Source organism: Serratia aquatilis (genome assembly GCF_044865145.1).
GTDB classification, from domain to species: Bacteria; Pseudomonadota; Gammaproteobacteria; order Enterobacterales; family Enterobacteriaceae; genus Chania; species Chania aquatilis.
Genome location: NZ_CP173186.1, coordinates 1,542,602 through 1,555,432 on the forward strand (window position 1 = coordinate 1,542,602; position 12,831 = coordinate 1,555,432).

Here is a 12,831-nt window from a genome sequence, read left to right on the forward strand (position 1 = left end):
CCTTCTGCCTGTGCTAAGATGCTACGATTTTCCGCAACGCTCAGAGTTTGTATGCTGCACAATATTCGCATTGTTCTGGTTGAAACCTCTCATACCGGTAACATGGGCTCAACCGCCCGAGCCATGAAAACCATGGGGTTAACCAACCTTTATCTGGTCAATCCGCTGGTAAAACCCGATTCTCAGGCGATCGCCCTGGCCGCAGGTGCCAGCGACGTCATCGGTAACGCCACTCTTGTTGATACCTTTGACGAAGCCATAGCCGGTTGCCGCCTGGTAGTAGGCACCAGTGCGCGTTCACGCACGCTGCCTTGGCCGATGCTGGAACCTCGTGAATGCGGTGTGCGTGCCGTAAACGAAGGTGAGCAGGGGCCTGTTGCATTGGTTTTTGGCCGCGAGCGTGTTGGTTTGACTAATGATGAATTGCAGAAATGCCATTATCATGTCGCCATTCCAGCCAATCCGGATTACAGCTCGCTCAATCTGGCGATGGCCGTACAGATCCTGGCGTATGAAGTCCGCGTTGCTTATCTCGATCGCCAGCAGGCTGGGGAGCCAATGCTGGAAGAAACCCCTTATCCACTGGTGGACGATCTTGAACGTTTTTATCAGCATCTGGAGCAGACGTTGGTTCACACTGGCTTTATCCGTGCAGCGCATCCGGGCCAGGTAATGAGCCGTTTGCGTCGTCTTTTCGCCAGGGCCCGCCCTGAAACGCAAGAACTAAATATTCTGCGTGGTATGCTGACGTCGATTGAAAAACAGGACAAACATCAAGGTAATTAATATTAATGTCGCCTGACGGCAATTAGCATTAGTTATCTATTGATTATAAGGTGTATTTTATATGCATCGCATACGGAAAGGCATAGAAACGGTAATACTTGAGTAAAACACTAGGTTAAATAGTTGACTGTATTACTCAGGAATGTCAAACTTTCGACCATGTTAGACCAACTGGTAACCATTTAGCTATGAGATTGACATCCAAAGGCCGTTATGCGGTAACCGCTATGCTTGACGTAGCATTACACTCCCAGGAAGGGCCGGTACCTCTGGCGGATATTTCCGAACGCCAAGGTATCTCGCTATCTTATCTGGAACAACTGTTTTCTCGTCTGCGCAAGAATGGCCTGGTGGCCAGTGTGCGTGGGCCAGGTGGTGGTTACCTGCTGGGCAAAGACGCTGGTAGTATTGCCATTGGTGCGGTGATATCTGCAGTTGACGAATCGGTAGATGCTACCCGTTGCCAGGGTAAAGAAGGTTGTCAGGGGGGCGATCGCTGCCTGACTCATACCCTATGGCGTGATCTGAGCGAGCGCATCAGCGGATTTCTCAACAACATTACGCTGGCTGAATTGGTGAATAATCAGGAAGTGCTGGACGTAGCGGACCGTCAAAACAACGACACTCGCCGTACGGCTAATGGTCGTCTGCAGGAAACGATCAACGTTAATCTGCGTGCATAAAGCAGCTGGCGACAAATTTATTCGTTTTTGGAAGTGATGTACGGAGCAAAAGAACAATGAAATTACCGATTTATCTGGACTACTCGGCAACAACTCCGGTCGATCCGCGTGTAGCCGAGAAGATGATGCAGTTTCTGACCCTGGACGGTACTTTCGGTAACCCTGCTTCCCGTTCCCACCGTTTCGGGTGGCAGGCGGAAGAGGCAGTAGATATCGCCCGTAACCAGATCGCCGAACTGGTTGGCGCTGACCCACGTGAAATTGTTTTCACCTCAGGGGCAACCGAATCCAACAACCTGGCGATCAAAGGCGCTGCCAATTTCTATCAGAAGAAAGGCAAGCACATCATCACCAGCAAAACCGAACATAAAGCCGTGTTGGATACTTGCCGCCAGCTTGAGCGTGAAGGTTTTGAAGTGACTTATCTGGCACCGCAGAGCAACGGTATTATCGATCTTAATGCTCTCGAAGCCGCAATGCGTGAAGACACCATTCTGGTTTCCATCATGCATGTAAACAACGAAATTGGTGTTGCGCAGGATATCGCGGCTATCGGCGAAATGTGCCGGGCGCGGGGTATCATCTACCACGTCGACGCCACCCAGAGCGTGGGCAAACTGCCTATCGATCTGAGTACTTTGAAGGTTGACCTGATGTCCTTTACCGGCCACAAGATTTACGGCCCGAAAGGCATTGGTGCTCTCTATGTGCGCCGTAAACCGCGCATCCGTATTGAGGCACAGATCCATGGTGGTGGCCATGAGCGCGGTATGCGTTCTGGGACATTGCCAGTTCACCAGATTGTCGGCATGGGTGAAGCTTATCGTGTTGCCAAAGAAGAAATGGCAAGCGAAATGCCCCGTCTGCGCGCCTTGCGTGACCGTCTGTGGAACGGCGTGAAAGATATGGAAGAAGTTTATCTGAACGGCGATCTGGAGCACGGTGCCCCAAACATTCTCAACGTCAGTTTTAACTATGTTGAGGGTGAATCTTTGATCATGGCGTTGAAAGACCTGGCGGTATCCTCGGGTTCTGCCTGTACTTCTGCCAGCCTCGAGCCTTCCTACGTGCTGCGCGCACTGGGTATGAGTGATGAGTTAGCGCACAGCTCGATCCGTTTCTCTTTGGGGCGTTTTACCACCGAAGAAGAGATCGATTACACCATTTCGCTGGTGCGCAAATCCATTGGCCGCTTGCGTGATCTTTCCCCACTGTGGGAAATGTTTAAGCAGGGCGTGGATATCAACAGCATCGAATGGGCACATCATTAATTCTCAGGATTCAGGAGTAACGTCATGGCTTACAGCGAAAAAGTAATCGATCACTACGAAAACCCGCGCAATGTGGGGTCTTTTGATAACGAAGATCCTACCGTCGGTAGCGGCATGGTAGGTGCACCTGCCTGTGGCGACGTGATGAAGCTGCAGATCAAGGTCAACAACGAAGGCATTATTGAAGATGCTCGCTTCAAGACCTATGGCTGCGGTTCTGCCATTGCCTCCAGCTCTCTGGTGACGGAATGGATGAAAGGCAAATCACTTGATCAGGCCGAAGCGATCAAAAATACTCAGATCGCTGAAGAGCTGGAATTGCCGCCGGTTAAAATTCACTGCTCAATCCTGGCAGAAGATGCCATCAAAGCAGCAATCGCTGACTACAAGAGCAAACACAGCGCCAAGTAGTTATTATGAGTCACTTAGCCCGCCTCGTCGGGCTTTGCTTCGAATGAGGTTGTTATGTCGATTACCATGAGCGACAGCGCCGCACAGCGTGTTCAGGCATTTTTGAATCACCGTGGCAAAGGTCTCGGCCTGCGTTTGGGGGTACGAACTTCCGGCTGTTCAGGAATGGCATATGTACTCGAGTTTGTTGATGAAACGAACGATGACGATGTCGTTTTTGAAGATAAGGGCGTCAAGGTGATCATTGACGGCAAGAGCCTGGTCTATCTTGACGGTACTGAACTTGATTTTGTCAAAGAAGGCCTGAACGAAGGCTTCAAGTTCAACAACCCGAACGTCTCAAGCGAGTGTGGCTGCGGCGAAAGTTTTAACGTCTGACAGTCCATCGTGCTCCCCCGCGCTTTACGGGGGAACCTTACTCATCACGATAACGCCCAGAGCACGCTATGGATTACTTTACTTTATTCGGGTTGCCAGTTCGCTACAGCGTAGATGGCAGCCTGCTTACCTCGCGCTACCAGGATTTGCAACGTCAATTCCACCCCGACCGCAATGCCTTCCAACCTGAGCGTGAACGCCTGATGGCGTTACAACAGGCTGCAACCATAAATGAAGCCTATCAATCGCTGAAGCACCCATTAAAACGCGCAGAGTATATGTTATCTTTGCACGGCATTGATTTGAGTAACGAACAGCATACCATGCGCGACACCGCATTCCTGATGGAACAGCTGGAGTTGCGCGAAGAACTTGATGCCATTGAACGCCGGCCAGATGCGGAAAGCGCACTTGCGGCTTTTTCTGCACGCCTGAATAGCATGTTTAAACAGCGCAGTGCACAGATGGTTCTGGAACTGGATAATCAGCAATGGTTACAAGCGGCTGATACGGTGCGTAAACTGCGTTTCTTGGACAAACTCCAGCAACAGGTTGAACAACTCGAAGAAAAACTGCTGGGTTTTGAGTAACACATTTCTGATCTGATTTTGGAAGCTTCGATATATGGCTTTATTACAAATTAGTGAGCCTGGCCTTAGCGCTGCACCACACCAGCGTCGTCTGGCTGTGGGTATTGATCTGGGTACCACCAATTCGCTGGTAGCCACGGTGCGCAGCGGGCAGGCTGAAACTTTGGCCGATGCTGAAGGGCGGTATCTGTTGCCATCCGTGGTGCACTATCAGGCCACAGAACATCATGTCGGTTGGGCTGCGCGCGCACAGGCAGCGCAGGATCCGGCCAACACCATCAGTTCCATCAAACGAATGATGGGCCGCTCCTTGGCAGACGTACAACAGCGTTATCCAAATTTGCCTTATCAGTTCCAGGCCAGCGAAAACGGTTTACCGATGATCGCTACTGCCGCCGGTCTGCTTAATCCTGTTGGCGTGTCTGCCGATATTCTCAGAGCACTTGCCGCACGTGCTACCGCCGCCTTGGAAGGCGAACTCGATGGCGTTGTGATCACTGTTCCGGCCTATTTTGATGACGCTCAACGGCAGGGCACCAAGGATGCCGCACGTCTTGCGGGTCTGCATGTTTTGCGTCTGTTGAATGAACCAACCGCAGCGGCAATTGCTTATGGGTTGGATTCTGGTCAGGAAGGGGTAATTGCCGTCTACGATCTTGGCGGTGGTACCTTTGACATTTCCATACTGCGTCTCAGCCGTGGTGTGTTTGAAGTTCTGGCTACCGGGGGGGATTCTGCACTCGGTGGCGATGATTTCGATAACTTGCTGGCTGACTGGCTGCGCGAACAGGCGGGGATCGCTGATCGTAGCGATCATGGTCTGCAACGCCAGTTGTTGGATGCGGCAGTCGCGGCCAAGATTGCACTCAGTGACGCGCCAAGCACCCAGGTCAATATTGCCGGTTGGCAAGGTGAGGTCACGCTTGCGCATTTTGAAGCGCTGATTGCCCCGTTGGTGAAACGTACCCTGATGGCTTGCCGCCGTGCGTTAAGAGATGCGGGCGTCAGTGCCGAAGAAGTTCTGGAAGTGGTTATGGTTGGTGGCTCCACCCGCGTACCTTTGGTGCGTGAGCAAGTCGGTGAGTTTTTTGGCCGGATGCCACTGACGTCTATTGACCCGGATAAAGTGGTTGCCATTGGTGCTGCGATCCAGGCGGACATCCTGGTGGGGAACAAACCGGATAGCGATATGTTGCTGCTGGATGTGATCCCGCTATCACTTGGTCTGGAAACCATGGGTGGGTTGGTAGAGAAGGTGATCCCACGCAATACCACCATTCCAGTTGCACGGGCACAGGAGTTTACCACCTTTAAAGACGGCCAGAGCGCCATGATGATCCATGTGTTGCAGGGCGAAAGGGAACTGGTGCAAGACTGCCGGTCGCTGGCTCGTTTTACGCTGCGTGGGTTACCGCCATTAGCTGCGGGCGGGGCGCACATCCGTGTAACCTTCCAGGTAGACGCCGACGGCCTGCTGAGCGTCACGGCAATGGAGAAATCTACTGGCGTTGAAGCTTCTATCCAGGTGAAACCGTCTTATGGCCTGTCTGATACCGAAATTGCCAGCATGCTCAAAGATTCTATGGCCAATGCGCAAAGCGATATCGGAGCACGCAAGCTGGCTGAGCAACGGGTCGAAGCCTCGCGAGTGCTGGAAAGCTTGCAAGGTGCTTTGGCCAGCGATGCCGCTTTGCTGAGTGAAGAAGAACGTCAGGCAATCGATAGTGCGGTAGCTAACCTGCAAGCAACAGTGCAGAGTACCGACCCCGCTGCGATCGAAGCCGCGATAAAAAGTGTCGATGCGACAACCCAAGATTTCGCCGCGCGCCGCATGGATGCATCCATTCGCCGTGCGCTGGCTGGCCATTCTGTGGATGAGGTTTAACCATGCCAAAAATTGTTTTCCTACCCCATCAAGATCTTTGTCCTGAAGGGGCAGTACTGGAAGCAGAGAAAGGGGAAAGTATCCTCGATGTCGCACTGCGAAACGGTATTGAAATCGAGCATGCCTGCGAGAAGTCCTGCGCCTGCACTACCTGTCACTGCATTGTGCGTGAAGGGTTTGACTCCCTGGATGAAAGCAGCGAGCTGGAAGATGACATGCTGGACAAAGCCTGGGGATTGGAGCCTGAAAGCCGCTTGAGTTGTCAGGCGCGTGTCACCGATGAAGATCTGGTGGTGGAAATGCCACGCTATACCATTAACCATGCGCGTGAACATTGATTTAGCCTGTGTCTGGTAAACTGCAACCTGAAATACATCGGGTCAAATGAGCCTAATGCTGGAGAGAATAATGGGACTAAAGTGGACAGATAGCCGGGAAATCGGCGAAGCACTGTACGATGCCTATCCTGACACCGATCCGAAAACCGTGCGTTTTACCGATATGCACCAATGGATCTGCGATCTGGAAGAATTTGACGACGATCCGCATGCATCCAACGAAAAAATACTGGAAGCAATCTTACTGGTCTGGTTGGATGAGGCGGAGTAAATAAATAGCTGAATGGGCTGCCTATGGCGGCCCGTTTATTTTGGGCTGGCAAGATTGGCAAAATAATATTCCGGAGTAAGGCTATGACAACAGAAATCATGCAGATCACGCTATCGCTGAAACCGGCTGATGCTCGCTGGGGCGAAAAGGCAATACTGAGTACCAATGATCAAGGTATGACCATCCATCTGACGGCGAACGATAAACTGGGTGTTATCCAGCGCGCGGCGCGCAAGATTGATGGGCAAGGTATCAAGAAAGTGAAACTGGCCGGAGAAGGCTGGGGGCTGGAGCAAAGCTGGGCATTCTGGCAGGGTTTCCGTGGGCCAAAAGGCCTGCGCAGTGTTGAATGGGCAGAATTGCCTGCAGTGGAAAGTAAAGAACTGGAACAGCGTTTGAAGATTATCGACTGGGTGCGGGACACCATCAATATGCCAGCGGAAGAGCTGGGGCCTGAGCAATTGGCCACCCGTGCCATTGACCTGATGTGCGATGTAGCCTGTGATACGATCGGCTACAGGATCACTAAAGGTGAGGATCTACGCGAACAGAACTATAGCGGTTTGCACACCGTTGGCCGGGGCTCTGACCGTTCGCCTGTGTTACTGGCATTGGACTTCAATCCGACGGGCAACCCTGATGCACCGGTATTCGCCTGCCTGGTAGGCAAAGGCATCACCTTTGACTCTGGTGGCTATAGCCTGAAGCAGAGTGCGTTTATGGACTCGATGAAGTCCGATATGGGCGGTGCTGCCATCATTACTGGCGCGCTGGCGCTGGCAGCAGCACGCGGTCTGAAGCAACGTGTCAAACTTTATCTGTGCTGTGCAGACAACCTGGTGAGCGGCAACGCGTTTAAGCTAGGTGATATTATTCGCTATCGTAATGGCAAGAGCGTTGAGGTGATGAACACCGACGCGGAAGGGCGTCTGGTTCTGGCCGATGGCCTGATCGATGCCTGTGAGCAAAACCCGACGCTGATCATCGACTGCGCAACCTTGACCGGCGCGGCTAAAACGGCCGTCGGTAATGACTATCACGCGTTGTTCAGTTTTGATGATGAGCTGGCAAAAGAAGTGTTGGCCTGTGCCGATGAAGAACATGAGCCATTCTGGCGCTTACCGTTGGCAGAATTCCACCGCAACCAACTGCCCTCCAACTTTGCCGATCTGAACAACGTTGCCGGTGCGGCTTACACCGCTGGTGCCAGTACCGCCGCGGCGTTCCTGTCGCATTTTGTAAAGAATTATCAAACAGGCTGGTTGCACATCGACTGTTCTGCGACGTACCGTAAAGGCGCAGTGGAACAGTGGTCTGCAGGTGCTACGGGGTTGGGCGTGCGCACGCTGGCCAATCTGTTGCTGAGCAAAGCCAGATAATTGCTAGGCGGGTTAAAATAACATTTTCTCAGAAGGGTTCAGCATGCTGAACCCTTAATATATTGGAGTAGGCAATGAGTTCCCACCACCATCATGATGACGCCGTTCCAGGCGAAATTGAGCTTGAACGCCTTCTGAAACTGGCGGTAGCTGGCCCCGCACACCGCCCGGCGTTTTTCCGTGAGTTACTGGATTCAGCGATATACATTCTGGGTGATAGTGAGCAGGTGCCGCAGCAAGGCGATATTACGTTGAATGCGGAAACGCCAGTGAATATTCAGCACTGGGAAAAGCAGGATGGAAGCAGCATTATCCCTTTCTTCTCTTCGCTGGAGACGTTACAGAATGCGGTAGAAGATGAACAACCTTTTATCGCCATGCCCGCGCGTGTGCTATTCGAAATCACACAAGGGGCGGATCTCTTCCTCAACCCAAAAGCGGAATACGGTAAAGAATTCTTTCCGGATGAAATCGCCATGCTGTTGGCTACCGGCGGCGTGGTAAAACCCGCTGAGCGTTATATCGACGAGGAAACCCAAATTCTGCTTGGGCAGCCGGAAGAGTATCCTTCAGCGATGGTGGATGCGCTGACGACCTTGTTCAGCCAACGTAAGTCGGTGCGCCGTGCTTTTCTGGCGTTGATGCACGACCGTGCGGTTGACGAGAAACCCAATCTGTTGATCGGGCTGGAGGTAGATGGTGAACAGGCAGAGATTGAAAACCTGATTAATGAAGCGGGTAGCGTTGCCAGCGAGACGGCGCCAAATGACGATCCGGTTGATTTTTGTCTGGTCTCGGAAAAAGATCGCGGCGTCAGCCACTACCTGATCACCCATACCCAACCTTTCTACCAGCGTCGCTGGGGGAGTTGGTTACGTAACATTATTCCTTCTACCGATACAACTCAGTAACGACTGCGTAGGGTTAAAATCAGCAGCTGTCACCGAATATGGCGAATTGCGGTGATTTTTTTAATGAAATGTTGATTTTCCCGTAGGCAAGCGTTAACAGCACACATATAATCTGCGCCAATTGAGAAGGCCGGCACACCACTTTTCGTCCGGCCTGTTTTGGATGCTATACAGAGGCCATCATGACCGTAGAACGTACCTTTTCCATCATCAAACCAAACGCCGTTGCCAACAATGATATCGGCGCTATCTATGCGCGTTTCGAACGTGCCGGTTTTAAAATCATCGCTGCCAAAATGCTGCGTTTGACTCGTGAGCAAGCTGAAGGCTTCTATGCCGAGCACAAAGGACGCCCTTTCTTCGACGGTCTGGTTGAGTTCATGACCTCTGGCCCGATTGTGGTTCAGGTACTGGAAGCAGAAAACGCGGTACAGCGTAACCGTGACATCATGGGTGCAACCAACCCGGACAACGCTCTGGCAGGGACTCTGCGTGCTGACTATGCAGACAGCTTCACCGCGAATGCCGTTCACGGTTCAGACGCCGTGGAATCTGCCCAACGCGAAATCGCTTTCTTCTTTACCGAAAGCGAGATTTGCCCGCGTTAATCTCCCAGTAGTCTTCAAGCTGCGGCCAGCTAGCAGGTTTGCAGCTTGAAACTGGTGAGGATAAGTGGGTTTTTGCCCCGAAATGCGGCCATTTACCGGCAGATACAATAAAAATGCCGTGAAAGCCGTTCTGACGTGGAAACCTGCTCACAAAATTTGTACAATGCCGCGCCCCAGGTAAGCCAGCTTATCTGGGGCGTGTTTTATACCCGCGACTTCGAAGCAGCGGGTCAGTGACACACTTACTTTTCATTCCTTCGAGCCATAACGTGTAACAACGAGGCCAAGAGATCATTATGTTAGAACCCATCGCATCCGAGCACACCTTGTCTGAAAATCATTCGCTGACTGAGCAATCCGTTCAAACGGAACAACCGGCTACGGCCAAAATTAACCTGCTGGATTTGAACCGCCAGCAAATGCGTGAGTTTTTCGCCAACATGGGGGAAAAACCATTCCGTGCCGATCAGGTCATGAAGTGGATGTATCACTACTGCTGTGACGATTTTGAGCAAATGACCGATATCAATAAGGTCTTGCGCAATAAATTACAAAGCGTGGCTGAAATTCGTGCACCAGAAGTGGTTGAGGAGCAGCGTTCTGCCGACGGCACCATTAAATGGGCGATCCAGGTTGGCGATCAACAGGTCGAAACCGTATATATCCCCGAAGCCGATCGCGCCACCTTATGTGTTTCTTCGCAAGTAGGATGTGCGCTAGAGTGCAAGTTCTGTTCAACGGCACAGCAGGGGTTTAACCGCAACCTGCGAGTGTCAGAAATCATTGGCCAGGTGTGGCGTGCTGCCAAAATCATTGGCGCACTTAAAGTGACTGGTCAGCGTCCGATCACCAACGTGGTGATGATGGGCATGGGTGAGCCGTTGCTCAACCTGAATAATGTGGTTCCGGCCATGGAGATCATGCTGGATGATTTCGGTTTCGGCCTGTCAAAACGCCGTGTCACCTTGTCTACCTCTGGCGTAGTTCCCGCTCTGGATAAATTGGGTGAGATGATTGATGTGGCATTGGCCATTTCGCTACATGCCCCGAATGACAAAATCCGCGATGAAATCGTGCCGATCAACCGCAAATATAATATTGAAACTTTCCTGGCTGCGGTACGCCGATATTTGGATAAATCCAATGCCAATCAGGGTCGTGTTACCGTAGAGTATGTGATGCTGGATCACATCAACGACAGCACCGACGACGCGCATCAACTGGCGGAAGTCTTGAAGGATACGCCTTGCAAGATCAACCTGATCCCATGGAACCCCTTCCCAGGCGCACCTTATGGCCGCAGCTCCAACAGCCGCGTAGATCGTTTCTCCAAGGTGTTGATGGAATACGGCTTTACGACTATTGTTCGTAAAACCCGTGGTGATGACATTGATGCGGCTTGCGGGCAGTTGGCGGGAGAAGTGATCGATCGTACTAAGCGAACCCTTAAAAAGAAGATGGCCGGGGAACCTATCAATATACGAGAGGTCTGATTCCTATATCTTGATTTTTTTGTTATCTAACAGCCTGTTATGTGAGCAGCATTCCTCAAGGCAATCGGGTAACATCAGGTAAGGAAGTGAGTGCAGCATGAAGCTGAAATATTGTGGTGTGCTATTGGCGGCCAGTTTGCTGGCAGGTTGTTCAAGCTCGGTGCCGGATAAAGACGCGTCATCGTTGGCAGCAGGCCAGACGCGATTACAATTGGGGCTGGAATATCTGAAACAGGGTGACACTCAGGCGGCGCTGCCTAATCTGCAAAAAGCGTTGGATGCGGCGCCAGGGGATTATCGGGCCCACTTGGGTATGGCACTCTACAATCAGCAGACGGGCGATAATGCTGCTGCCGAGCAACGCTATCAGCAAGCGCTCAAACTTGCGCCAGGCAATGGTACGGTATTGAATAATTACGGTGCGTTTCTCTGTAGTTTAGGGCAGTATGTACCGGCCCAACAGCAGTTTAGCGCTGCGGCACAGGCGCAAGATTATGGCCATGTTGCCGACAGTCTGGAAAATGCAGGTTACTGTTTCCTGAAAGCCGGCCAGAACGATGAAGCGCGCAAGTTACTAAAACGGGCGCTGAAGATCGACCCGGATAAAGGTGGACCACTGCTAGCCGAGGCAGAAAAGCAATTTGGAGAAGGGAAACGCGCGCAGTCGCAACTTTTATTGGACAGTTATCAACATGTTCTGCCGGCCAGTGCCGACAGTTTATGGTTACAGATTCGTTTCGCCGCGTTAGCAGGCCGTCAGGATAGCGTTCAGCGCTATGGCAAACAGTTAGCGCGAAGTTTTCCACAATCCAAACAGTACCAGCAGTTCTTAGCTAATGAATACTGAAGACTCTCAAGATAAAACCGTCTCTATGACGACAGGCCAACGCCTGCGCCAAGCCCGTGAACAGCTCGGGTTGAGCCAACGGGCTGTTGCAGAACGCCTGTGCCTCAAAATGTCTACCGTGCGTGATATCGAAGAAGACAACATCGCAGCCGATCTTGCTTCAACGTTTTCGCGCGGTTATATCCGTTCTTATGCCAAATTGGTGCATATACCCGAAGAAGAATTGTTGCCGATGATGGCCAAACAGGCGCCTGTCAAAGCCGCCAAAGTGGCTCAGATGCAGAGTTTCTCTCTGGGTAAGCGCCGTAAGAAGCGTGATGGCTGGCTGATGAGCTTTACCTGGTTGATCCTGTTTGTGGTTATAGGCCTCACCGGTGCTTGGTGGTGGCAAAATCATAAGGTTCAGCAGGAAGAGATCGCCACTATGGCCGATCAATCTTCGGCTCAGCTCTCCCAGAATAGTGAAAGTCAATCTGTTCCTTTGACGGACAGTAGTGTTGATAACGGCGCTTCGGCGGTGGATACACATACTGCAACTGCACCAGAAAACGGCACAGCATCGGCCAGCACTAGTGCTGCGGCTGCTCAACAGGTTCCGGCTGCGCTAACACAGCAACCGGCAGTTGTTGCGCCAAGCCAGGCCACTATCCCGGAAACAGCAGCGCCTGTTGCACAGGCTCAGTTGCCTACCGGTGAAGCTGGTGTGGCTGCTCCGGCAGCGGATGCTACTGGATTGCTACTGGACTTCTCTGGCGACTGTTGGTTGCAAGTGACCGATGCGGCGGGAAAGACGTTATTCAGTGGTATCCAAAAAGGCGGTGCTCGGCTGAATCTGGCAGGAATCGCACCGTATAAACTCACGATCGGCGCGCCGGCCGCGGTACAGATCCAATTCCAGGGTCAGCCGGTCGATTTAAGCCGGTTTGTTAAGTCAAACCGTGTTGCTCGTCTGACCATTCCCGCGCAGTAATTGCGCGGTT

Annotated in this window: 15 protein-coding genes; all 15 read left to right on the forward strand. The window is 52.1% G+C overall.

Annotated features, from left to right (window positions below; all coding sequences use genetic code 11):
• The first annotated feature begins 51 nt into the window (after positions 1-51).
• The 15 genes from trmJ (at position 52) to rodZ (ending at position 12,821) form a co-directional block, all read left to right on the forward strand.
• Positions 52-786 carry a tRNA (cytosine(32)/uridine(32)-2'-O)-methyltransferase TrmJ gene (gene trmJ / locus SAQUA_RS06990; protein WP_380672012.1) on the forward strand — a complete coding sequence of 245 codons (735 nt, stop codon included), beginning with the start codon at positions 52-54 and terminating at the stop codon, positions 784-786.
• Positions 787-974: 188 nt separating this feature from the next.
• On the forward strand, positions 975-1,469 hold the full coding sequence (iscR, locus tag SAQUA_RS06995; RefSeq protein ID WP_380672014.1) for a Fe-S cluster assembly transcriptional regulator IscR: 495 nt from the start codon (positions 975-977) through the stop codon (positions 1,467-1,469).
• 56 nt (positions 1,470-1,525) lie between these two features.
• On the forward strand, positions 1,526-2,740 hold the full coding sequence (locus SAQUA_RS07000) for an IscS subfamily cysteine desulfurase (RefSeq protein WP_380672016.1): 1,215 nt from the start codon (positions 1,526-1,528) through the stop codon (positions 2,738-2,740).
• Between the two features lie 24 nt (positions 2,741-2,764).
• A complete protein-coding gene (gene iscU, locus SAQUA_RS07005) occupies positions 2,765-3,151 on the forward strand; it encodes a Fe-S cluster assembly scaffold IscU (RefSeq protein WP_004952090.1) in 387 nt (128 codons plus the stop codon).
• A 54-nt stretch (positions 3,152-3,205) separates the two neighbouring features.
• The gene (iscA, locus tag SAQUA_RS07010) at positions 3,206-3,529 is read left to right on the forward strand and encodes an iron-sulfur cluster assembly protein IscA (protein ID WP_142014948.1); all 324 of its coding nucleotides are present in this window, start codon (positions 3,206-3,208) and stop codon (positions 3,527-3,529) included.
• Between the two features lie 68 nt (positions 3,530-3,597).
• Entirely contained in the window at positions 3,598-4,119 is a 522-nt protein-coding gene (gene hscB / locus SAQUA_RS07015) for a co-chaperone HscB (RefSeq protein ID WP_380672019.1), read from the forward strand.
• Positions 4,120-4,153: 34 nt separating this feature from the next.
• A complete protein-coding gene (hscA, locus tag SAQUA_RS07020) occupies positions 4,154-6,004 on the forward strand; it encodes a Fe-S protein assembly chaperone HscA (protein ID WP_380672021.1) in 1,851 nt (616 codons plus the stop codon).
• Positions 6,005-6,006: 2 nt separating this feature from the next.
• Positions 6,007-6,342 (forward strand): ISC system 2Fe-2S type ferredoxin, encoded by a 336-nt coding sequence (fdx, locus tag SAQUA_RS07025; RefSeq protein WP_380672023.1) that lies wholly within the window; start codon positions 6,007-6,009, stop codon positions 6,340-6,342.
• A 70-nt stretch (positions 6,343-6,412) separates the two neighbouring features.
• Positions 6,413-6,613, forward strand: coding sequence for a Fe-S cluster assembly protein IscX (gene iscX / locus SAQUA_RS07030; protein WP_380672025.1), 201 nt, complete (start codon positions 6,413-6,415; stop codon positions 6,611-6,613).
• Positions 6,614-6,696: 83 nt separating this feature from the next.
• Positions 6,697-7,992 carry an aminopeptidase PepB gene (gene pepB, locus SAQUA_RS07035; RefSeq protein WP_380672027.1) on the forward strand — a complete coding sequence of 432 codons (1,296 nt, stop codon included), beginning with the start codon at positions 6,697-6,699 and terminating at the stop codon, positions 7,990-7,992.
• A 74-nt stretch (positions 7,993-8,066) separates the two neighbouring features.
• Positions 8,067-8,903 carry an enhanced serine sensitivity protein SseB gene (gene sseB / locus SAQUA_RS07040; RefSeq protein ID WP_380672029.1) on the forward strand — a complete coding sequence of 279 codons (837 nt, stop codon included), beginning with the start codon at positions 8,067-8,069 and terminating at the stop codon, positions 8,901-8,903.
• Positions 8,904-9,085: 182 nt separating this feature from the next.
• Positions 9,086-9,511: a nucleoside-diphosphate kinase gene (gene ndk / locus SAQUA_RS07045; RefSeq protein WP_380672031.1), complete on the forward strand. Its 426-nt coding sequence runs from the start codon at positions 9,086-9,088 to the stop codon at positions 9,509-9,511.
• 296 nt (positions 9,512-9,807) lie between these two features.
• Positions 9,808-11,004, forward strand: coding sequence for a bifunctional tRNA (adenosine(37)-C2)-methyltransferase TrmG/ribosomal RNA large subunit methyltransferase RlmN (locus SAQUA_RS07050; protein WP_380672033.1), 1,197 nt, complete (start codon positions 9,808-9,810; stop codon positions 11,002-11,004).
• A gap of 97 nt (positions 11,005-11,101) precedes the next feature.
• On the forward strand, positions 11,102-11,851 hold the full coding sequence (gene pilW / locus SAQUA_RS07055) for a type IV pilus biogenesis/stability protein PilW (protein WP_380672035.1): 750 nt from the start codon (positions 11,102-11,104) through the stop codon (positions 11,849-11,851).
• The gene (rodZ, locus tag SAQUA_RS07060) at positions 11,841-12,821 is read left to right on the forward strand and encodes a cytoskeleton protein RodZ (protein ID WP_380672037.1); all 981 of its coding nucleotides are present in this window, start codon (positions 11,841-11,843) and stop codon (positions 12,819-12,821) included. Before pilW ends, rodZ begins: the two co-directional genes overlap by 11 nt.
• The last annotated feature ends 10 nt before the right edge of the window (positions 12,822-12,831 follow it).